At 38.2% G+C, this 23,019-nt stretch carries 17 protein-coding genes and 1 tRNA gene; 12 read left to right on the forward strand and 6 right to left on the reverse strand.

Annotated elements, in window-relative coordinates:
- Positions 1–23: 23 nt before the first annotated feature.
- Together KG732_RS01520 and KG732_RS01525 are read left to right on the forward strand one after the other, a co-directional pair.
- On the forward strand, positions 24–1,145 hold the full coding sequence (locus KG732_RS01520; protein ID WP_213520538.1) for a hypothetical protein: 1,122 nt from the start codon (positions 24–26) through the stop codon (positions 1,143–1,145).
- 115 nt (positions 1,146–1,260) lie between these two features.
- Positions 1,261–2,034: a hypothetical protein gene (locus tag KG732_RS01525; RefSeq protein ID WP_213520540.1), complete on the forward strand. Its 774-nt coding sequence runs from the start codon at positions 1,261–1,263 to the stop codon at positions 2,032–2,034.
- Between the two features lie 157 nt (positions 2,035–2,191).
- Here the strand turns inward: KG732_RS01525 and rpsT are convergent, their stop codons facing one another.
- From rpsT to proS, 3 genes are all read right to left on the reverse strand, one after another.
- Entirely contained in the window at positions 2,192–2,446 is a 255-nt protein-coding gene (gene rpsT / locus KG732_RS01530) for a 30S ribosomal protein S20 (RefSeq protein WP_213520542.1), read from the reverse strand.
- A gap of 41 nt (positions 2,447–2,487) precedes the next feature.
- Positions 2,488–2,559, reverse strand: a tRNA-Glu gene (locus tag KG732_RS01535).
- 83 nt (positions 2,560–2,642) lie between these two features.
- Entirely contained in the window at positions 2,643–4,121 is a 1,479-nt protein-coding gene (proS, locus tag KG732_RS01540; protein ID WP_213520544.1) for a proline--tRNA ligase, read from the reverse strand.
- 109 nt (positions 4,122–4,230) lie between these two features.
- On the opposite strand from proS, the gene KG732_RS01545 reads away from it, so the two are divergent.
- Both KG732_RS01545 and KG732_RS01550 read left to right on the forward strand, forming a co-directional pair.
- On the forward strand, positions 4,231–5,268 hold the full coding sequence (locus KG732_RS01545) for a hypothetical protein (RefSeq protein ID WP_213520546.1): 1,038 nt from the start codon (positions 4,231–4,233) through the stop codon (positions 5,266–5,268).
- A gap of 29 nt (positions 5,269–5,297) precedes the next feature.
- Entirely contained in the window at positions 5,298–6,815 is a 1,518-nt protein-coding gene (locus KG732_RS01550) for an OmpP1/FadL family transporter (RefSeq protein ID WP_213520548.1), read from the forward strand.
- Positions 6,816–7,217: 402 nt separating this feature from the next.
- Here the strand turns inward: KG732_RS01550 and KG732_RS01555 are convergent, their stop codons facing one another.
- Positions 7,218–11,756, reverse strand: coding sequence for a T9SS type B sorting domain-containing protein (locus tag KG732_RS01555; protein WP_300980268.1), 4,539 nt, complete (start codon positions 11,754–11,756; stop codon positions 7,218–7,220).
- A gap of 181 nt (positions 11,757–11,937) precedes the next feature.
- Between KG732_RS01555 and folE the strand changes: the two genes are divergently transcribed.
- The 4 genes from folE to KG732_RS01575 all read left to right on the forward strand — a co-directional run bounded on the left by folE (position 11,938) and on the right by KG732_RS01575 (position 16,720).
- Positions 11,938–12,609: a GTP cyclohydrolase I FolE gene (gene folE / locus KG732_RS01560; protein ID WP_213520550.1), complete on the forward strand. Its 672-nt coding sequence runs from the start codon at positions 11,938–11,940 to the stop codon at positions 12,607–12,609.
- Between the two features lie 169 nt (positions 12,610–12,778).
- Positions 12,779–14,266, forward strand: coding sequence for a cysteine--tRNA ligase (gene cysS / locus KG732_RS01565; RefSeq protein WP_213520551.1), 1,488 nt, complete (start codon positions 12,779–12,781; stop codon positions 14,264–14,266).
- Between the two features lie 310 nt (positions 14,267–14,576).
- Positions 14,577–14,798 carry a membrane protein insertion efficiency factor YidD gene (gene yidD, locus KG732_RS01570; protein ID WP_213520554.1) on the forward strand — a complete coding sequence of 74 codons (222 nt, stop codon included), beginning with the start codon at positions 14,577–14,579 and terminating at the stop codon, positions 14,796–14,798.
- Positions 14,799–15,265: 467 nt separating this feature from the next.
- Positions 15,266–16,720: a sodium:solute symporter gene (locus KG732_RS01575; RefSeq protein WP_213520556.1), complete on the forward strand. Its 1,455-nt coding sequence runs from the start codon at positions 15,266–15,268 to the stop codon at positions 16,718–16,720.
- Position 16,721: 1 nt separating this feature from the next.
- Here the strand turns inward: KG732_RS01575 and KG732_RS01580 are convergent, their stop codons facing one another.
- Together KG732_RS01580 and KG732_RS01585 are read right to left on the reverse strand one after the other, a co-directional pair.
- Positions 16,722–17,084, reverse strand: a complete 363-nt coding sequence (locus KG732_RS01580) for a CoA-binding protein (protein ID WP_213520558.1) — start codon at positions 17,082–17,084, stop codon at positions 16,722–16,724.
- Between the two features lie 968 nt (positions 17,085–18,052).
- Positions 18,053–19,060 (reverse strand): 3-oxoacyl-ACP synthase III family protein, encoded by a 1,008-nt coding sequence (locus KG732_RS01585; protein WP_213520560.1) that lies wholly within the window; start codon positions 19,058–19,060, stop codon positions 18,053–18,055.
- A 75-nt stretch (positions 19,061–19,135) separates the two neighbouring features.
- Between KG732_RS01585 and KG732_RS01590 the strand changes: the two genes are divergently transcribed.
- The 4 genes from KG732_RS01590 to KG732_RS01605 all read left to right on the forward strand — a co-directional run bounded on the left by KG732_RS01590 (position 19,136) and on the right by KG732_RS01605 (position 22,994).
- Positions 19,136–19,738, forward strand: coding sequence for an alpha-ketoglutarate-dependent dioxygenase AlkB (locus tag KG732_RS01590; RefSeq protein WP_213520562.1), 603 nt, complete (start codon positions 19,136–19,138; stop codon positions 19,736–19,738).
- Between the two features lie 347 nt (positions 19,739–20,085).
- A complete protein-coding gene (locus KG732_RS01595; RefSeq protein WP_101012261.1) occupies positions 20,086–20,379 on the forward strand; it encodes a TIGR03643 family protein in 294 nt (97 codons plus the stop codon).
- Positions 20,380–20,582: 203 nt separating this feature from the next.
- Positions 20,583–21,536, forward strand: a complete 954-nt coding sequence (locus KG732_RS01600) for an alpha/beta hydrolase (protein ID WP_213520564.1) — start codon at positions 20,583–20,585, stop codon at positions 21,534–21,536.
- A gap of 129 nt (positions 21,537–21,665) precedes the next feature.
- On the forward strand, positions 21,666–22,994 hold the full coding sequence (locus tag KG732_RS01605; RefSeq protein ID WP_213520566.1) for a DUF819 family protein: 1,329 nt from the start codon (positions 21,666–21,668) through the stop codon (positions 22,992–22,994).
- The last annotated feature ends 25 nt before the right edge of the window (positions 22,995–23,019 follow it).

The raw sequence follows: 23,019 nt of genomic DNA on the forward strand, positions 1-23,019 counted from the left end.
CCCATAACTAAAAACCACTTATCATGAAAAAGAATACACTATTTATTTCACTCATCTTAGCACTACTTTCTAACTTTCTTTCTTACGGACAAGAGAAACAACAACCTGTAAAAACAGACACTGTAAATGGTAAAGTCATAAAATACATGAATCTAAGCAAAGATGCTTATCAGAACATGCAAGCGAGTAAAAGTAGAATCATCAGTCATTTAGAGGAAGAACATCGTTTGTTTGTTTCTGATTTAAAAACAGAGCTCAAGGAATATATAATTCGTTTAAATAAAAGCATAGCAGATGGAGCTTTAGGACAAGGGAAAGCAGATCAACTAAAAACGAAATATGCCGAAAATATAGCGATACAGATCGCGGCACACCGCAAAAAAATTGATGGGGAAATTGAGTTTACTAAAATCAGAACTTCTATCAGTTCAGATGATATCGGAGCGTCAAGCATCGAAATATCAACTGAAAAAGGAATTGAAATTAATATTGGAACTTTTCACAAAAATAAAAAAGAGATCTTGACTACTTCCGGTTTTACGCTAGGTGCTGGATTTAACTTTATGAATGGAGAAGGTTTAGGGATTAAGGATTTTAGTTATGAAAATAATAATTATTTCTCGCTAGGCTATCAGTGGCAAACGGCCATTAGTAAAAATCATAAATGGAGAATGAACTATGGGGTGACCTATCAATCTCAGAAAACCGAATTAAATGGAAACAGAATCTTTTCTCCTAATACAGATAATACGCAAGTAGTAGGAATAGGTTTTGATGTAAAAGACGCAAAATTCCGTCAAGATCAGTTGGTCTTTCCTTTCCAGTTAGAATATGGCGGGAATTCCAAAAAAGAATATGAAGATGGAAGAATAAGATACAATCAGTGGAATAAGTGGAAAGTAGGATTAGGAGGATTTGTTGGTTTCAACATGAGCTCCAGGCTTAAATTAAGATACGAAGAAAACGGCAGAGACATTAAACAAGCAACCGTAAACGCCTTTGACACAAATCCATTTGTATATGGTATAGATGCTTATGTAGGTAGAGATAATTTTACTTTCTTCGGTCGTATGAATCTGAACAAAGTTTTTAAAAACAACTCTATAGATGCGCAATATGTTGCATTTGGAATACGAATTCAGTAGTGTTGATGCTAATTAGCCTTAAAGTTCTTGAGAAATCAAGGGCTTTTTTTATGGTTAAAAATTAGTTAAGCACCTCCGTATGATAAGCCGGAGTGGTATTTTTAAAATAAAAATTATGAAAACACTAATTCATTTGTTGGCAGTATTAGCTTGTTCTTTGAGTTTTGCTCAAGAAACCGAAAAAACAGAAGAACTGTACAAAGCACCAGTTGATTTTTTGGATATTTTTGATCAAAATCGCAGAGATAAAGAGTTGGTTAGAACGACCACAAACTTAGTTCTGGCTGCTGGATTTAATCAAGCTTTAGGAGATGGCAACGGTATAGGTGATGCTTATAGATTTTGGGGCTCTGGCATGTTTGAAATTGGATTAGAGTTCACCACTAGATTAGATCGTGAAAAAGATAATATGAGGATAAACTACGGTCTAGGGCTGCGCACCAATACCCTACATATTAACGATAATAAAGCCTTCTTTACCAACGAAAATGTCACCCGTTTAGAACCTATAGGATTTGCTGTAGACCGCTCCTACTTCACTCAAATAAGCATCGTCGCGCCTTTGCATGTAGAGTTTGGATGCAGGGAACTACAAACCTACAAAGATGGAGTAAAACGATACTATGATGATGACGCGTTTGTTTTTGGAGTAGGTGCTTACATAGGACTGGTATCTATCTCTTCACAAGCTCTTAAATTTGATAGGGAAGGTCGAGGCGTTACTCAAACGGTAACAAATGATTATGAAGTGAATCATTTCCTTTACGGTCTAAGCACTTATGTGGGTTGGGATAATTTTCAATTATTTGCCACTTATGGTCTTAACGATATATTTAAAGACTCGCCTTTACAAGAGAAGTACCTGTCCTTTGGTATCCGTTTAAGATAGTAGGTCCCTTTAAAATTTTAAAGCTCTTAGTTTTCTAGGAGCTTTTATTTTTTCTGCTTTCGCGAAAGCAGAACACACCTCCAATGCTTTCAAAATAGCAAGCATAAAAAAGCCTTTCAGTAAACTGAAAGGCTTTTAAAATCTTTAATTTTCTTAATTATGCCATTGCATTTACATGCTTGGTTAATTTAGATTTTAAATTTCCTGCTTTGTTCCAGTGGATAACATTTTTCTTAGCAAGCTTGTCAATCATTGAGTATACATCAACAAGAAGCTTTTCAGCTGCAGACTTGTCTTCTGTTTCTTTTAATTTTTTGATTGCATTACGCGTAGTTTTGTGCTGGTATTTATTTCTAATCCTTGCAACTTCGTTTCTACGTATTCTCTTTAAAGCACTTTTGTGATTTGCCATATCTTATAAAACTTGACCCAATTATAGATCGATTTAAATTGTAGCCCGTAGGGGAATCGAACCCCTCTTACATGGATGAAAACCATGCGTCCTAGCCGATAGACGAACGGGCCATTATATTTGCTCGTTTAAGCGGTTGCAAAAATAGACACTTTTTTTAATTCTACAACAAAGAATAGAAAAAATATTTAAAAAATTAATAAGCCTTAGCAAACAATACCCTCTTGTTGGAATTCTCGCCGGTTAGAACACACCTTCCTTCTTCTACCTTGGCATTCATAGGTATACATCTAATACTAGCCTTGGTGAGTTCTTTTATTTTGTCTTCTGTCTCTGGCGTTCCATCCCAGTGAGCAGAAAGGAAGCCACCTTTAGTATTTAAAACTTCTTTAAATTCATCAAAACTGTTTACTTCAGTTATGTGCGTATTTCTATAGTTCGTGGCCTTATTGTGAAGCGATTTTTGGATCTCTTCCAATAGGTTTTTCACTTTATCTGCTATTCCATTTATAGAAGTTGTTTCTTTAGAAAGAGTGTCTCGACGCGCAAGTTCTACCGTCCCGTTTTCTAGATCTCTGGCACCGATAGCGATTCTTAAAGGAACTCCTTGTAATTCATGTTGAGCAAACTTTGCCCCTGGCCTTAGCGTGTCTCTGGAATCAAATTTTACAGACACCCCTACGGCTCGTAATTCCTTGATGATGTCGTTAACTACTTCTGATATGGCTTCTAGTTGCTCTTGAGTCATGAAAATAGGAACAATCACCACTTGATTAGGAGCGAGATTAGGAGGTAACACCAAGCCTTGATCATCACTATGGGTCATAATTAATGCTCCCATAAGACGTGTAGAAACCCCCCAAGAAGTTGCCCACACATATTCTTGTTTTCCTTCTTTTGTAGTAAATTTTACATCAAAAGCTTTTGCAAAATTCTGTCCTAAAAAGTGACTGGTCCCGGCCTGCAATGCTTTTCCATCTTGCATTAATGCTTCAATACAATAGGTCTCCTCTGCCCCAGCAAATCGCTCACTCTCTGTTTTCAATCCCTTAATCACAGGAATCGCCATAAAGTTCTCAGCAAAGTCTGCATAGATATCATTCATTTGTTCTGCCTCTACTAGAGCTTCTTTCTTTGTTGCGTGAGCAGTATGACCCTCTTGCCACAAAAACTCTGCAGTACGTAAAAAAAGTCTTGTCCTCATCTCCCATCTTACCACGTTGGCCCATTGATTAATTAATAGTGGTAAATCCCTATAAGATTGAATCCAACCTTTATAAGTATTCCATATTATTGCTTCACTTGTAGGACGTACCACAAGTTCTTCTTCTAATTTTGCATTAGGATCTACGCGCAGTTTCCCTGGATTATCTGGATCGTTTTGTAACCTGTAATGAGTTACAACAGCACATTCTTTAGCAAATCCCTCAGCATTCTTTTCTTCAGCTTCAAAGAGACTTTTAGGAACTAATAATGGAAAATAGGCGTTTTGATGCCCAGTTTCCTTAAACATGCGATCTAACTCTGCCTGCATTTTCTCCCAAATGGCATATCCATAAGGCTTTATAACCATACAGCCGCGTACGGCACTATTTTCTGCTAGATCTGCTTGTACAACGAGTTCATTGTACCATTTAGAGTAATCATCACTTCTACTTGTAAGGTTTTTGCCCATAATTATGTGTTTGGCATAAAACTTGCCCCTGATATTAGAAGTTTGTTAAATGCTTTTATTGCTTGACAAAACTACTTATTTTTATCAAATGCTATCAAATAAATACGTCATGAAAAATATAAACTTTGAAATGCCTGCTTATTATAAAATAACAGCACTAGCTATAATCCTTATAACAATTGTTTCTTGCGGTTCTTATCAAAGCATTTCATACAATGACGGCATCTATGGCGATGACCAAGAAAAATACCAAACCGAAGAAATTCAGACACCACCTGACTACCCAGAAAATTCTTCCTCGTACTATGAGTCTCTTTTTCGACAGGGAGCAGAAAGCCACGGAAATAACTTTGCAGCCGACAGTGTATTTACAGACGTAGAGTCTTACTCTAATAACAGTTATGACGAATCCGATCCAGATTACACGGCTAGTTATGGCGGTGGAGAAGCTGGTTGGGGCACCAATCCTAGTCAAGTCATCGTCAATTACTATGATAATGGTTTTGGATGGAACAACTGGGGATGGAACAACTGGGGATGGAATCCGGGCTTTGGATGGAACCGTTGGGGGTGGCATCCTGGATTTGGATGGAATAACTGGGCCTGGAACTCTGGTTTTGGATGGAACAATGGTTTTTACGGCAATGGATTTGGATGGAACAATTGGGGGTGGAATGCTTACTACGGCAACCAGTTTTACAGAAACTACGGCCGAAATAATATTAATGGCTATGCCTATCAGAATACAGGAAGAAGTTCAAGAGGACAAGCTCTTAATTACAATACAAGAGGAAGGTCTGTAAATAATTCAAGAGGTTCTTACTATGGAAGAACAGATGCGACTAACGGGAGATCCTCTTCAACCACGACAAGACTTGGTAGAAGTACAAGAGCTACCAATGAAAGAAGTTCTTCGAGAGTGAGAACTACAAGAAGCACTACAACACGTAGGTCTTCTTCAAACGCGAGAGACTCAAGATCTACAAGAAATAATAGATCCGGCACCATAAGGTCATCTGAGTCATCACCTTCTAGGTCGTCCGGCACGATGAGGTCGTCTGGTTCTTCATCATCTAGATCCTCTGGAACCACGAGGTCTAGTTCTGGATCAAGATCATCAGGCAGGTCCTCAGGTGGAAGAGGTTAATAGTTAATAGTTAATCATAAACTTTGAAAATGAAAAATATTTTAATTTTAAGCGCGCTATTTGCTAGCGCGCTTTTCAGTAACGCACAAACCGTTAGTGACGGATTGCTTTACTCTGGACAAGATCTAAAAGGAACAGCTCGTTATAGAGGACTTAGCGGTGCTTTTGGAGCCTTAGGAGGTGATTTAAGCGCTATAGGATCAAACCCTGCTAGTTCTGTAGTCTTTGCTAACAACTATGCCGCTGTTTCCCTAGGAATCCTAAGTAGTGATAACACTTCTAATTATTTTGGAACAAACACCATAACAGAAAATTCTGATATTAATATCAATCAGGCTGGAGGTGTTTTAGTATTTGAAGGCCCTGAAAATAGAAGCGTTTCTAAGTTTGCATTGAGTTTGAACTACGACTTGATAAGAAATTTTGATAATTCTGTAAACGCCAGAGGAACCAGTCCTATTTCTATAGCCCAGTACTTTTTAAACAATGCTAATGGAATAGCATTAGATAATTTTATCGTAAGGACAGGGGAAGGCGAAACCGTAAGTGATCTCTATCAGTTTTTAGGGCAAGATTTTGGTTTTGGGGCACAGCAAGGCTTTTTAGGTTATGAATCTTTTCTTCTCGATTCTACTGATGATAGCGACCTTACTAACACCAATTACCTTAGCAATACGGGTACTGGGAGTTTTAATCAGGATTATTTTGTTCAAACTTCTGGTTATAGCAGTAAATTAAATTTTAACGGTGCTTTAGAACTCCATAAAAAGTGGAGTTTAGGAATCAATTTGAATTCGCATGTGATCAGTATGGAGCGATTCACAAGTCTAGAGGAAAACAATTCCAATGCAGATGCTAGTATAACCGATGTAAGATTTGACAACACTCTATTTACAGAAGCTAACGGCTTCTCTTTACAGTTGGGACTCATAGGAAAACTTACTGAAAATTTGAGAATAGGCGCCACATATGAATCGCCTACTTGGTATACAATTGAAGAGTCCCAAATTCAGGAAATCATTACACGAGGATCTAACAGTTCGGAAGTTGCAAGAGTACGACCTAATGTTCTTAACATATTTGCTCCTTATCAATTAAGATCTCCGGGAAGTGTAACTGGTAGCATCGCTTATATCTTTGGTAAAAGCGGATTGTTAAGTCTGGATTATACGTCTAGAGATTACAGTCAGCTGCGATTCAGCCCTGATAACAATGATCTTTTTAGAACTAACAATCAAATCATAAATGAAAGTTTAGAACGAGCTGCCAGTATCAGATTAGGTGGAGAATACCGTGTTCAAAACTGGACGCTTAGGGCGGGTTACCGAATGGAAGAATCTCCTTACGCTAATAAAAACATCATGGATAACCTAACGGCTTACAGTTTGGGGTTTGGCTATACTTGGGGTAAAACCATTTTAGACATCTCTTACGATCATTCGGAAAGAAATTATTCACAACAATTTTTTGATACTGGTCTCACTACCTCAGCAGGAGTTTTTAACGAGATGGACAACATTGTTTTTACTTTAGGCTTTAACCTCTAACTAACTTTTTACATCTCAAAATACACTTCTAATTAGTGTTTATTTCGCTTTCGCGAAAGCGAAACCACAACAAAGCACTTACTTATGTAGGTGCTTTTTTATAGGATCGTGTTACTAATAGTTAAAAGAATAGATTGCAATCCTGGCTTTTTCAAAAAAAAGAGATCCCTAAGCTTCAAGCAAAGTGTACACCATCACATACCAAGATATGGTAACGCGTATGCTTTTCTTATATTAATAAGGCCGTAAAATATTGTACAGCGACCGTCATATTATTGATATGAAACAACTTATACAACGCACTTTAAACAAATAGCAAAGCAAACCCATCCATTTTATCTTATAAATAAAAAGCACATCGATCAAGATGTGCTTTTACTTATATGTACTATAAATGGCTGTTTACCGCTTCATTGCAAAATGGCCTGTTGCTTCTCTCTGCTGACCATCAAAAGCATATTCTATTCTGAACCAATAGTCACTGCTAGGTAAGGCCTGTCCATTATAAGTTCCATCCCATCCAGGCCCATCAACGTCGAGTTGCTTAATGAGTTTTCCATAACGGTCAAAAATATAAAGTGTGGTTCCCGGCAAACGATCACCGCCTATAATGTTCCAAGTATCATGAATACCATCTGCATTAGGTGTAAAATAATCCGGGTATCCAAAAACAAATATATCTACAACAATCTCTCCACAACCACTTCTCTCTGCAATAGTAACCGTATGAGCACCAGGGGTCACATTGTTAAAGGTTCCGTTATTCACATAAGGTCCATCATCTAAACGGTACCAATACTGATCTGGTCCTTGCGCCCTAACAATTACTTGATGATCCTTATCAAAAGGATCTGTAGTAATGTCTATATCATATACTTCTGGCACGCTGGAGACTCTCACATTGGTCGTTATAGAATTGGAACAACCTGTAGCAATTCTAGTTGCCGTAACTTCATAATCCCCGCCTTCTGCAACGTCTATAGAAGCGGTTGAAACAGGTAGTAAAGATCCATTTAAGGTCCATTCATAAGAATACTCCGTATCATTAAGACCTGTATCTAGAGTTACTGGGCCATTTACAAGGTTATTGTTTTCATCTAGACATAAAATGTATTGATCTAACAAAGAAGGTGTTGGTAACGTATTAAACACCAGATCTAAAGTTGTCAAACTAAAACAGCTGGTATTATCGTCATCTACTCTTACAATTAAAGTAGTGTTTGAGGAATAGGTAAAATCGCTTGTAATGCCATTCACTTGACTATCTGCATCTGTCTGATTTAAATAATATACAACTGTTGATCCTGCTTGACCAGTGGTAACCTGCGCATCAGCAAGACTAACATCTACGGTGGCATTACCAGAACCGTCGTCACAAGCTTCTAAAGGAGAGGGAGAAACTGCTATAGGTGCTTCTACTGGTTGAATTACAAAGTCTCCTGTAGTGAAACACCCCGAGCTTGTAAACTCTAGTCTATAATAAATAGTTTGAGGAGCACTAGTGTTATCATAGCTGTTGGTATCCAACGGGTTGGCGCCAAAAAGTGCATCTGATGGCGTTTCATAGTAGCTAACTGTCGTTCCTGTTTGCCCATTTATAACTTGTGCATTGGCATCTACAAAGCTAAACGTAGCAACGCCATCACCATCTTCATCACATTCTTCAATAGTAAATGATGGAACGGATGAAGGAACTGGACTTACAATCAAATCAAAAGTAGTTGTATCAGAACAGTTGGTTGTATTATTTTGAACACTTACGCTAATGCTTTCTGGACTTGAAGTATTGGAGTAAGGAGATGTAATCACACCTGTTGCATTGCTATACACGACAGTATAATCGGCTGGATCCAGTCCATTTAAAATAATCGTGTCATTTTGAGTCAAATCAAATGATTCTGTGCCATCTCCACTTGGATCGTCACATAAAGTAAGATCAGGAGCAGTTGTTATCCCCGGAGAATCATTAATGGTTAAGTCAAAAGTCGTTGTATTAAAACAACTGATGTTATTCACATTTTCAATTCGCACATAAATGGTCTGCGGATTTGAAGTGTTTGTATAGCTATTAGTGTCCAAAGGGTTAGTACCAGCATCTGCATTTGCTTGAGAGTCATGGTAAGAAACAGCATATAACAAAGGATCTTGTGCGAGTAGAATTTGAGAAGAGTAGCTACTAAAAGTAAATACATCTTCCTCATCATTACTAGGATCGTCACAAACGATCACTTCGTCAACTGTATTTGCAATAGGAGTAGCGTTGATGATGAGATCAAACGAGCCCGTATCATAACAATCTGTTGCAGTACTATTTTCAATTCTTACAAATACAGTTTGCGTACCTGTTGTAGTATTGGTATAAGTTGTAGGATTTACAATTGGGTTACTACCAGCATCTGCGTCTGTTAAAGAGTTATAAAAAGTAATAGTATTATCAACAGATAATTGGGCGCCTAATACAGATGGGTTTTGAGAAGTAAGATCAAATACTTCAAACCCGTCATTACTTATATCGTCACAAACCACCATATCATTTGCTGTATTAAAGATAGCTGTTCGTTCCACAACAAGATCAAACATAGTGGTGGAAGAACACATTAAACCAGTGTTATCGGTAACACGTGCATAAATAGTTTGTGGACTAGCTGTATTGGTATATCCGGCTGTGTTTAATGGCGCAGCGCCGTTAATGGCGTCTAGCTGAGTAAGGTGGTATGTCACTGTAGCAGTCTGTCCGTTTAAGATAGCTGCATTTTGATCACTCAACACAAACACCTCTGTACCATCATTGCTTAAATCATCACAAGTCAGCATATCCATAGGTGTATTTGCTGTGGGAATAGGTGCTGCAGTAAGTGAAAATGGATTGATAGAACTACAACTAGGATCTGCTGTACTTACTATTCTCACATAAATAGTAACTGTACCCACTGCAAGATCAAAGGAAGTTGGGTTTACAATAGGGTTGGTCTCGTTTTGGGCGTCCAATAAACTAGTGTAGTAAGTAATCGTAAAATTCGAACCACCAGAACCGCCACTACCACTTAGAGCCGATGATACATAGGCATCAAGATTAAAGTTTACTATAGGGCCGCACTGCTCAAAATCAGGAATAACAAACGTACTAAAGTCGATCACATCAACTACAAAACTATTTACCAATATACAATTTGACGTGGTATTGGTAATAGCAGAAAAAACAGTCATCGGCGGCATACTTATTGGGTAGGCCGTTGGGTTACCTATTGCTCCTACTGCATTTTCAGCATCTGTTTGTGAAGTGTGGTAAGTGACCACATGATCTCCAGCAGGAAGCCCGTTTAAAATTACAGCATCATTCTGAGTTAAGTCTACAGTTGTGTTACCAGTGGTATTACAAACGATGATATCGTCGGGAGCTCCGGCTAATATTTCTGGTGCCACATCTATACACACTTGTTCTGTATAAGTACATCCGTGATTATCAATCATTTCATAGGTATAGCAATTTTGTCCTGAAATAGCTGGAGTTATGGTCACTGTATTACCAACTGTGCTTACAATATCTGGGCTCGGCTGCCATGATTCAGTAACAATTACTGGCGTAAAAGACAGCTCTGAAGGAATGATTGCTGGATTAAAATTCAATCCCCAAAAAAAGATATATCCATTATCAGATTGTAAATTATCGGTTATGGTAATGCACCATTGCCCATTTATAGAAGAACCTATAAATGTACTGTAAGGATCTACAGGCAAATAGTCTCCCGCTGGAATAGTTGTAACGGAACCTTGAATTTGAGACCATGTTTGAGCAGCAGTCTCCGTAAACACATAATCAAACCCCGTACCTGGATTCCTGTTAGCATCATCATCTATAGGGATACCTAGAAAAGTACTGCCCCCACTAGAGTACTGATGTAAATCTACTTCAGATCCATTAGGGGCAGATACAGTGATTTGTAAATCTCCTAAATAAGAATGCTCCATATTTAAAAAAATATTTACGATATCAGTTGCGCTGGTTATGACAGTTCCTGGAGCAAATAGGTCTACATCAATACAGGTGGTATAACTCACACCAGAACCATCAGGTAAAAAAGTTTGACCGGTTACAGGTGGAGACACTGGAATTAAAAATTCTTGAGTTGTCGCAACCCCTGTTAGTATGGTTGATTCCCCAAAACACAGCTGCGTATCAGCTGCCATAGTACCAGTAAAATCAGGATCTGAAGACACTTGTACTACAAGATCTATTTCCTGCCTGTCAGAACAACCTAAGGCATCCGTAACTTTAAATTTAGTCTGATAGATACCTGTCGCTGTATAAGTTTCACTTTGTATTTGGCCAGAATTAAATCCTGCTCCATTAGCAAGGTCCCATTCATATGTAGCTCCGGTGCCGTCAGTTCCAAAAGTAGCCTGGCCGTCAAAAGTGACGATATCACCTTGACAAACTCTTAAAATACCATCTACATCAATTGGTGGTGTAGTAGTAATATTGGTAGTGATCGTCTGGCATGGATCAAAACAACGTCTTGCCGCTCTCCATCCGGCAGCATTTCCAGATCCATTAGAAATAAACTGTACGGTAAGACATCCAGTAGGATTTCCTGCACTTGCCTGAAAAGCTCCTGGAGGAACAGCAGTATTTGTAATGGTCGCTAACAAAGGTGCGGCTGTAGTGTCCCCATCATAAATAGTGAGCACATCGTTGACCGCCACATCCATAACAACAAAATCTAGAATCATGCGATCTGTTGGAATTATAGGGCAAAAGACAGCAACGCCGTTAAAATTATCAGAATAATTAATATTACCCCCGTCATCATTAAAGGTGCTGGTCGCACAACCAGTATATCTTGTAGGGTTTGCAGGGCCGCTACCTATCATGTTTATATTCACCTGTGCCACTGATAAATAAGAGACGAAAAAGGCAAATACTATAAGGGATCTTTTCATTATTTAAATTTTGGATATTAAAGAGGTCTTTACTAGATAACAAATATGAGAAATTTTGTTAACTCTTACTTAACGTTTTATGCCAATTTTATGTGTAATTCATGCAAAACAATGCAGTTATGGCTTTCAGTTTGTAAATTTGCGAAAAAATAAATTGCCCCTTACTAATTGCAGCACTTATATGAAAATTGAAGATATACTAGAAAACATAGAAGATAGCGATCACTTGTCTTTTAACGAGCAAACTCCTTTACGTTCCGATGCATTTGAATTAAGCGATGCCGATAAAATTGAATCTATAAAAAAAGATGTGCATCACATTCTAGAAACTCTAGGAATGGATATGACCGACGACAGCCTAAAAGGAACACCTAATCGAGTGGCAAAAATGTTTGTTAACGAGATTTTTGGTGGTTTGCGTCCCAATAAAAAACCAAGTGCCAGCACTTTTGAAAATAAGTATAAGTACAAGGAAATGCTAGTAGAAAAAGACATTGTGCTTTACTCCACTTGTGAACACCATTTATTGCCTATAGTAGGCCGAGCACATGTAGCTTATATATCTAACGGCAGCGTGGTTGGACTTTCCAAGATGAATCGCATCGTAGATTATTATGCAAAGCGTCCCCAAGTTCAGGAACGTTTAACTATTCAAATCGTAAGGGAATTACAAAAAGTAATGAATACAGAAGATGTGGCTTGTATAATCGATGCAAAACATCTGTGCGTCAACAGTCGTGGTATCAGAGATATCGATAGCAGTACGGTCACTGGAGAATTCGGAGGAAAATTTAAGGACCCGATTGTAAAAAGAGAATTTCTCGATTACCTGCAAATGAAAACTAAATTCTAGAGATCTACGCTCGATCTTTGTTAAATAGCAAAATCTTAACCGACAGTTTGCTAAACGAAGTTTTTAAACTCTATTTTTGAAGAAGAGATGTAAGGTGTTCCGCTTTCGCAAAAGCGATACCAGCACCGATAAATAAAACCAATAGCATAGCATAGTACAAAATTAAAACATGGCTAGATTTCAAGAAAATGAACTTAAAATTTACAACTCTATAAAAGGAGAAAAGGAAGTTTTTACCTCTATTGTCGAGGGACGCATAGGAATGTACGTATGTGGACCTACAGTATACAGCAATGTACACTTAGGAAACTGCCGGACGTTTATCAGTTTTGACATGATATTTAGGTACTTGAAACATTTGGGGTATAAAGTACGCTACGTTCGAAACATCACAGATGCCGGACACCTCACTGACGATGCTGATGAAGGAGAGGATAAAATCTCTAAAAAAGCCCGACTTGAAAAAATTGAACCTATGGAAGTGGTGCAGCAATATACACTGGACTTTCATACGGTCATGAGTCAATTCAATGCGTTTCCACCTAGTATTGAACCTACAGCTACTGGACATATTGTGGAGCAAATCGAAATCATAAAAACCATTTTAAAAAATGGATACGCGTATGAAAAGAACGGCTCCATTTATTTTGATGTCGTAAGATTTAATGAAGATCATCACTATGGTAAACTCAGCGGTCGCAATCTGGAAGACATGATGGCCAATTCTCGCGAACTGGCTGCACAAAGCGACAAGGCAAATCCGGCCGACTTTGCACTTTGGAAAAAAGCCAGCTCACAACACATCATGAGATGGCCTAGTCCTTGGGGCGATGGTTTTCCAGGATGGCATCTAGAATGTACAGTGATGAGCTCCAAATATCTAGGAGAAACTTTTGATATACACGGTGGCGGCATGGATCTTAAATTCCCACACCACGAATGCGAAATCGCTCAAGGAGAAGCTGCTCATGGACACAGTCCTGTGAATTACTGGATGCACGCCAATATGCTCACTCTTAATGGTCAGAAGATGTCTAAATCCACTGGTAATAGTATTTTGCCAGGAGAACTTTTTACAGGAGATAATGATTTCATGCAAAAAGCTTTTGCTCCTAGTGTGGTGCGTTTCTTTATGATGCAGGCGCATTATAGATCTATTTTAGACTTTAGTAATGATGCTATTCTAGCTGCCGAGAAAGGTTTTAACCGGCTTACAGAAGCCATGAAAGTAATGGAAAATCTATCTGTTTCTAAAACTTCCTCTATTGATCTCCCTTCTTGGAAAGCGAAATGTTATGCGGCTATGAATGACGATTTCAATACGCCTATTCTTATTGCAGCGCTTTTTGATGCTGTAAAAATGATTCAATCTATCCATGATGGAAATGCATGCATTACTTCAAGCGACCTCGAGGAACTTCAAGAAACCATGAACGACTTTTTCTTTGACGTTTTGGGGTTACAAACCTCCAAGGAAGAAGGAAGTAGCTCCATAAAAAAAGGACTGGACAGTGCCATGAAACTTATTATAGATTTAAGAGCGACGGCGAGGGCTAATAAAGACTGGAGTACCAGCGATAAAATAAGAGACGAACTCACTGCCGCTGGAATCGAATTAAAGGATGGCGCTGACGGCACTATTTATAGTCTGAAATAATTGCTGAATTCTGTAAGTTTGAAAAAAAGCTGATTAAATAAAAGTATATTCTCATTTATTTTGAGAAATTTGAGGTGTCCTGAATCAATTAATTGAATCAATTAGCATCATTAATAGGTAGATCAGAACAATATTTTAAAGATAACCATACCAGAATCGAACTGAATTCATTCGGTTACATAAAAGAATGCTGTAGGTGAAAGCATTTTTTATTGACAGCAGAATTTATGCTGCTGAATACATCATTAAAATCTTGGATTCATTTCAATAAGTACAAGAGCATCACGTCAAAACAACTTTTTCAACATTTATGAAAAAAATACTGGCCTATCCATTTTTGTTATTGATCAAGTTTTATCAAACGGTAATATCCCCCTTTACACTTGCTAGCTGCAGATACTCTCCTACTTGTTCTCAATATTCTAAAGAAGCACTTCTCAAACACGGAGCCTTTAAAGGCAGTTGGCTCGCCCTGAAACGTATTTTCAGCTGTCATCCTTGGGGTGGCAAAGGTTATGATCCAGTGCCTTAAAAAGGCATGGAATTTCAAGTGAGAAGTTCCTAATCCATATCAAACCTCTATTATTAGTTGAAGCGAGAGCATCGCGCTGAGCCCGCCTAGGGGTCGAAAACGTCCTATAGCTGTAGACTCGATTCTATTTAAAAAGGTTTTGACTGTAGATCCATCAAGCATTTTCTTTACTTCGGGATTCTACTATGGTTCGAGCGAAGATTTTGGATATTAAAAAAGGCTGGGGGGAAACTCGTGCTCAAATTTGCTCCTTGAAAAATCCTGCATTTGGTATAATAAAAACATGATCGATCTCGACTATCGCTCGAACTATATCATCATCTTTTTGGTTTTTCATTGATTTGTATTTTACCTGTATTCCTACTTTCACCCTTACTTTTATTTTTATTTTTCATTCAAGTTCAAGTTCAAGTTCATCTTCATCTTCATCTTCATCTTCCTTACCTTAGCAGCAAAAATTAAGAGCTTTGACTTCTACCCAAATACTAATTACCATTGCCTGTTATTTTGCTGTTCTTATCGCAATATCTTTTATAGTAGGTCGCACGAGCGACAGTGCTACTTTTTTTAGAGGCAATCGTTCTTCCCCTTGGTTCATTGTCGCCTTTGGAATGATAGGAGCGTCGCTTAGTGGGGTAACTTTTATCTCTGTTCCGGGAGCGGTTGGGGAAGGCGCAATGAATTATTTTCAGGTAGTATTAGGCTACATAGTGGGTTATCTGGTCATAGGAACGGTACTTTTACCCCTCTATTACCGTATGAATCTCACTTCCATTTACTCCTACCTTAACGACAGGTATGGAAGTGCCGCACAATACACCGGTTCTAGTTTCTTTATTCTTTCTCGTGTGGTAGGTGCGAGTTTTAGACTTTATTTAGTTGCTGGAGTATTACAAGAATTTGTTTTTGAACATATGGGGGTAGCATTTTGGCAAACGGTAACACTTACCGTAATCCTTATCTGGTTGTATACCTTTAAGTCTGGAATCAAAACCATCGTTTGGACAGACACCTTACAAACTTTGTTTATGTTGATCGCCGTAGGAGTAAGTATTTACTATATTTCTGACAGCTTGAATCTTAATGGTATTGGCGAGATTACAGGTTTTATAACTGATAGTGAGCTCTCCCAAGTTTTCTTTTTTGACGATTGGAAAAGTGGTCAATATTTTTTCAAACAATTTTTTGCTGGAGCCTTTATCGCCATAGTGATGACAGGACTGGATCAAGATATGATGCAAAAAAACCTCACTTGTCGCAGTCTTGGTGATGCTCAGAAGAACATGTTTTGGTTTACTATTGTGTTGACTTTTGTGAATCTGATCTTCTTAGGATTGGGTGTATTATTAACCGCTTTCGCGAAAGCGGAACACTTAACAGCCACCAAAGACAAATTGTTTGCCGCTATTGCATTAGATAGCAATCTAGGAATTGGAATTGGACTCGTATTTATTCTTGGACTAGTCGCAGCAGCATATTCCAGTGCAGACAGTGCACTTACTTCTTTAACAACTTCTTTCTCTGTAGATATTTTACGATTGGAAGAAAATTATGAAGAGAAGAAACAAAATTGTATGCGCAAACTGGTTCATGTAGGATTTTCTTTGTTATTGATCTTGGTCATTGTGAGTTTTGAGTATGTGATCAAAGACGATAGTGTGATCAATAAACTATTTGTATTTGCAGGGTATACCTATGGTCCGTTATTGGGATTATTTGCTTTTGGGATTTTGACTCGATTAAAAGTGCATCATTACGCAACTCCTGTTATCGCAATTCTTTCCCCTTTTCTAGCTTTCGGAATCAGCTTAACAGCCACCTACTTTTTCGAATTTGAATTTGGTTTTTTTGTACTGCTTCTCAATGGTTTTATTACTTTTTTAGGCTTGCTCATCGCCTGCATTTTCAGCAACCAAAATTAGGTCAATATTGATTTGTTTCTAACAAGACTAACGTACAAGCCACTTCGCTTTGAATATTGTTCTCCTTTAAAAGTTTATAAAGTTCTGGGTTCTCTGTTCCCGGATTAAAAATGACTCGTTCTGGACGCAGACTTATGATGTAATCGTAATACTCTGATTGCCTTTTAGAATTCAAATAAAGGGTTACCGTATTGATTCCCTGAAATGGAATGAGCTCTTTGTGAATTTGCACATCGCCTACCATTCCTTCTCGCATTCCAATTGCGACCGTATCTGTATTGAACTTGCGCAATCTATAGATCGCCAGGTTAGAATAACGTTCTTCTTTAAGCGATGCTCCTAATACTAAAGTTTTTTTAGACATTTTTCGTGACTTTGCATTCAACAATATACAAATATCGTGGTCTTTTAAACCAAAAACTTGATAAAGCCTTCTTGATTTATTTGGTTTATTGAATTTTTATGAAAAAGAGAAATTCGCAGATGAATGTCCTTTAGGTTTTAACATCAGCATCCTTATAGATGAATAGAATCGTATAGTTCATAATTAATGGTCAGTGTTTTTCTAACATCTAGAAATCCTGAGCTTTCAGGCTCGGGATTTTTTTTGTATCACTTCCAATCATTCATAGGTACCACATCCAAATTTTGTTTTACAATCCTGATCCAATACCTGCCCGCTCACAAGTGGACATATAGATTATGTTTTAAAACCCTGATCCAATACCCATTCACAGGTACCGCATCCAGATGTTGTTTTAGAATCCTAATTCACCACCCATTCATAGTACAGCATCAAGATCAACCATTCACAGGTGCAGCATCAAGATCAACCATTCACAGGTGCGGCATCAATATCAACCATTCACAGGTGCGGCATCAATATCAACCATTCACAGGTGCGGCATCAATATCAACCATTCACAGGTGCGGACTTAAGTCCGCACCTGTGAATAAAACAGCAGCTTAATTCTCCTTCTCAGAACTAAAATGATGAGAAAGATGAGCCATAATGACAACTATAGTAGAAATAACTAAAAGAAGGAATACGCACAAGCACTTCTTTTAAAACATGGATTGCGTAAACAAATCTGTAGAAGCAATAACAAGTTAAAAACTACCTATTAACCACGCCTATTGTTGTAATCCACAAAACCTTTTTAGTAACTAAATTTCCAATAATTCTAAATACTGAGACTGCCTTCAAATTTCGTTTTTTTATTAAAAAAGCAATTTAACAAACAATTAAACTTAAGAAATAAATTAAAAACAGCAAAGACATATAACATTCACAGGTGCGGACTTAAGTCCGCACCTGTGAATGAAATCGCATTACCATTTTATCACCGCACTCGCCCAAGTAAATCCGCTTCCAAAAGCAGCAAGAACCACCGTGTCACCTTCTTTTACTTTGCCTTCTTCCCAAGCTTCACAAAGCGCAATAGGAATAGATGCCGCTGTGGTGTTACCGTATTTCTGGATATTATTATACACCTTATCGTCAGCCAATTGGAATTTTCTTTGAATAAATTGAGAGATACGCAAATTAGCTTGGTGTGGAACAAGCATGTCGATATCACTTACTTCAAGACCATTGGCTTTCAGGCCTTCCATGATGACCTCAGAAAAACGAACAACGGCATTCTTAAACACCAACTGTCCATTCATATAAGGATAATAGGGAATGTCTTCTTGTGGATTCTCCTCTATTAATTGCGGAACCCAATGATTTGTTGAAGGCCCCTTTAAGGATAACTCCAAAGCGTGTTTACCCTCACTGTGTAAATGTGTGGAGCGTATTCCATGACCTTCTTTTTCAGATCTTGAAACTACCGCTGCTCCCGCTCCATCTCCAAAGATAACCGACACATTTCTACCACGAGTGGTAAAATCGAGTCCGCCACTGTGGTTTTCAGATCCTATGACCAAAACATTTTTATACATACCCGTTTTTATAAACTGGTCTGCAACAGAAAGAGCGTAGATAAAACCACTACATTGATTTCTAACATCCAGTGCTGGACAGGTATGAATACCCATTAGATCCTGCACTTGCACTCCACAACCTGGAAAATAATAATCTGGTGATAGGGTCGCAAAAACAATTAATTCTATATCGTCTTTGGAAACATTAGCGCGTTCCAAAGCGATTTCAGCAGCCTTAACCCCCATAACAGCTGTAGAATTGCCGTCACCTTTTTTGATGTGACGACGCTCTTTGATACCTGTACGTTCCTGAATCCAGGCATCATTAGTATCCATAATTTTAGAAAGATCGTCATTAGTCACAACGTTCTCCGGAACATATTTACCCATTCCGGTTATGCGAGAAGTATACATAAATTATTTTTAATTGTGCACAAGATACGTGACAGCCTTAGTATCTTGCTAGAGTTACACCATAATTTGATATGCATGCATAATAAGTTATTTCCAGACTCATTTCCAGATATCCCAGATGCTTCGGTGCATTATGAGGCTGCCTTTTACGCTTTCGCGAAAGCGGAACATCTAAAAGCCACGTTATTAAAAGAAACGCCATGGAGACAAAATAAAATCCAGCTGTTTGGCAAGGTACACAACGAGCCGAGGCTCACCCAATTATATGGAGATCCAGATATCGCATACAGCTACAGCGGCATTCTTTTTAAAACACTACCATGGAGTGAAACTTTAAAACAGATCAAAACCGATGTCGAAAAAGCAGCAGGAACCACCTTTAATATTTGCCTGATCAATCAATACCGAGATGGGCAAGACTCCAATGGCTGGCATGCTGACAATGAAGCCGAATTGGGTAAAAACCCCATCATTGCTTCCATTAGTTTAGGGCAAGAACGCTTTTTTCATTTAAAACACAACACCCGTAAAGACTGCCGATTTAAGTTTTTACTAGAGCATGGAAGCCTTCTGCTTATGAAAGGTCCAACACAACACACCTATAAACATCAAATCGCTAAAACAAAAAAGAACATCGACTTGCGTATTAATTTGACTTTTAGAAAAGTGATTCAGTAGGTAATGAGCAGGTTGACGCCCTGCCTATACCAAGAAATGTGGGTAGGCAGTTTTTAGAAATACTGATAAATGTTATTCTTTAAATGCAAGTTGCACGGTATTGATAGGCATATAAGTTCCATGTTATAATGAAATTTGTTCAAAACTTACACTCAAAAGATTCAGTGATTTAACCCTTTCAATACTCGGTGGAGCAATAGTCGAAACCTGTTACTTAGAACATATTCTATCGAAACGTACTGTGTGGAATGAATTATTTAAACAAACCATTTGTTAATTCCGTTATAAAAACTCCTTTTAATTAATTGAAACTTGTAATCATTATAAAAAAGAACGACTTTAGTGTCATGGCAAAAGCAAAAGACATTCTTAAAAATCTTGATGAACGTGCAATAGACCGCATCGTAGAGATGGGTTGGGAAGACCGCACTCCTTTTGACGCGATCGAGGCACAGTTTGGTGTTACAGAAAGTCAAGTCATCAAAATCATGCGAAACGAGATGAAAGAGAGTAGCTTTAGAATGTGGAGGCAACGCGTTCAGGGCCGTTCTACAAAGCATCGTGCCCAAAGAGACCCTGAAATGAGTCGCTTCAAATGTTCCATGCAACGGGCAACTGGAAACAAGATTGCTAAAAGATAAAAACACTTAAGCCACATTGTGCTAAAATATATAGCCACAACGACTAGCTTAAGAAGAATTCAAGATTCTAAGATAGTGATCTATTTATTAGCTTTATAATTAATTCCCTTTCCGTAAATAGTTCCTTGAAACAATTACTTTATTTTAAAATAGCATACCTATTGCCTAGATTTGAAGGCTCTTAACTAGTTCTATATCAAATAATGAAAAAGTTACTATTCCTCGTATTGTTTTTCCCTCTTGCAAGTATCGCCCAGGATGCTTTTTCTAAAAATAAAGCACAACAACCTACCGAAGATCCCACTGAGGTAAACATCAATGAGCATATTCAGGGTACACTCCTTATTCCTGATACTTTTGAAAAAGTACCTCTTATCATCATTATAGGTGATCAAGGTGCTATGGATCGCAATGGCAATGAACGCCGGACTAGAAGCAACGCCTACCAGCAACTCGCTGACTCACTCCTTACTAAAGGAATTGCAACGTATAGGTACGACAAACGTATTTTAACCCAAATGAAAAATCGCAAGCCAAGTGACAAAACACTTTTCAGCGATTATATAATAGACGCCAAAAAAAGTGTGTTTTTTTTCAAAGAAGACTCCAGATTTTCTAAGATTTTTATCGCTGGTCATGGGCAAGGTTCTTTAGTAGCAATGCTCGCTGTGGATAAAGATGTAGATGGTTTTATCTCACTCAACGGTGCTGCACAATCCATAGATGCATTAATCGTACAACAAATTGCAAAAGAAATCCCTGGTCTGGATAAAGTAGCTGCTGCAACTTTTGAAAAAGTAAAAAACTCCAAAGAGCCTATTGAAGCTATTGAACGAGATTTATACACCGTCATAGGCCCACAAATTCAAGCTTTTATGAAGTCCTGGATGAAATACCAGCCTGCTGACGAAATTAAAAAACTACACATCCCTATTCTCCTTATTAATGGCTCAAAAAACAGACAAGTAGCCCCTTCTGAAGCTGCTTTATTGAAAGAAGCCGTCCCTAATGCTCAACTAGAACTTATAGAAAACATGAATCATGTTTTCAAAATAGTAGGAGAGGATGAAATTGTGGCTTCAAAAAGCTATGTAGATCCTAATTTCCCTTTGAGCAGTGAATTAGTAAAACTGATAGCTAATTTTATAAAGAACTGATTTAGTTCCTTTCATTTTGATTATTCCTTTGTAATTTTCGGGCCATTGCATATGGCATATATGAAAGCGAAACGACTCCCTTCAACTTCACATAAAATCGTATTTTGCAGCTGTTAAACACCTTCCCTTATGATTTTTAAAGATGTAGTAGAAGTAGTAAAAGACAGCACACCTTTGATCACTAAGGATACTGTAGTTTTTGGTTTACTAATGATTTCGTTAGCTGCGGTTTTTTACACCTCATCTCAAAAAAAAGGATTCTGGTCTGTTTTTTATAAATTCATTCCCGCACTTTTAATGTGCTATTTGATTCCGTCGATTTTAAGCTCTACAGGCTTGATTTCACCAGACTGGATCACCCTAAGTGAAGATGGTACTGTTACTGAAACAAGCTCCTCTTTATACTTTATGGCTTCTCGATATTTGTTGCCCGCCGCACTCGTACTGATGACACTCTCCATTGATCTAAAAGCGGTTTTCAATCTTGGGCCAAAAGCCTTGATTATGTTTTTAACAGGATCTGTAGGGATTATTTTAGGAGGACCTATAGCCATTTTAGTTATCGGAACTATTTCTCCAGAAACCGTAGGCGGAGAAGGTTATGGCGCTGTATGGCGAGGACTCTCTACCATAGCGGGAAGCTGGATAGGTGGCGGCGCCAATCAAACTGCTATGTTAGAAGTATACCAATTTGATCAATCTAAATACGGGGGAATGGTTCTCGTTGATATCGTCGTTGCTAACTTGTGGATGGCTCTATTACTTCTAGGAATAGGATCCAGTGCAAAATTTGACAAATGGCTCGGGGCAGATTCCAGTTCTATAGAAAAGCTCAAAAATAAGGTCTCTGAATATTCTGAAAGCGTAAAAAGGGAAGCTACTCTTACAGACATTATGGTGATGTTGGGTATTGGTTTTGGAGCTGTGGGAATCGCTCATTTTGGAGCTGATTTTATCTCATCGTCATTAGAAAGCAATCAAGCTATTGCTAATAATATTTATTTAAGCTTCTTAACCAGTGCGTTCTTTTGGCTTATTTCTATCGCCACCCTTATAGGGATTATATGTTCCTACACCCCATTAAAGAAATATGAAGGGACTGGTGCCAGCAGAATAGGCAGTATTTTTATCTATATTTTGGTCGCAACCATAGGGATGAAGATGGACCTCAGGCAGGTGGTAGACAACCCATGGTTGTTGGGTGTTGGTTTGGTATGGATGGCAATTCATGCTGGGCTTTTAATACTAGTAGCCAAATTAATCAAAGCACCTTACTTTTTTCTTGCTGTGGGAAGTCAAGCTAACGTAGGGGGAGCAGCCAGCGCACCTGTGGTAGCAGCAGAATTTCATCCATCCTTAACCACTGTTGGAGTTTTACTGGCCGTTTTTGGTTATGTGGTCGGTACGATAGGCGCTATTGCATGTACCATTTTGATGCAATTAGCTGCCACTTCCTAGCTCGTTTTATTACTGTATGTTAAAC

The organism is Nonlabens sp., assembly GCF_018401815.1.
GTDB lineage: Bacteria > Bacteroidota > Bacteroidia > Flavobacteriales > Flavobacteriaceae > Nonlabens.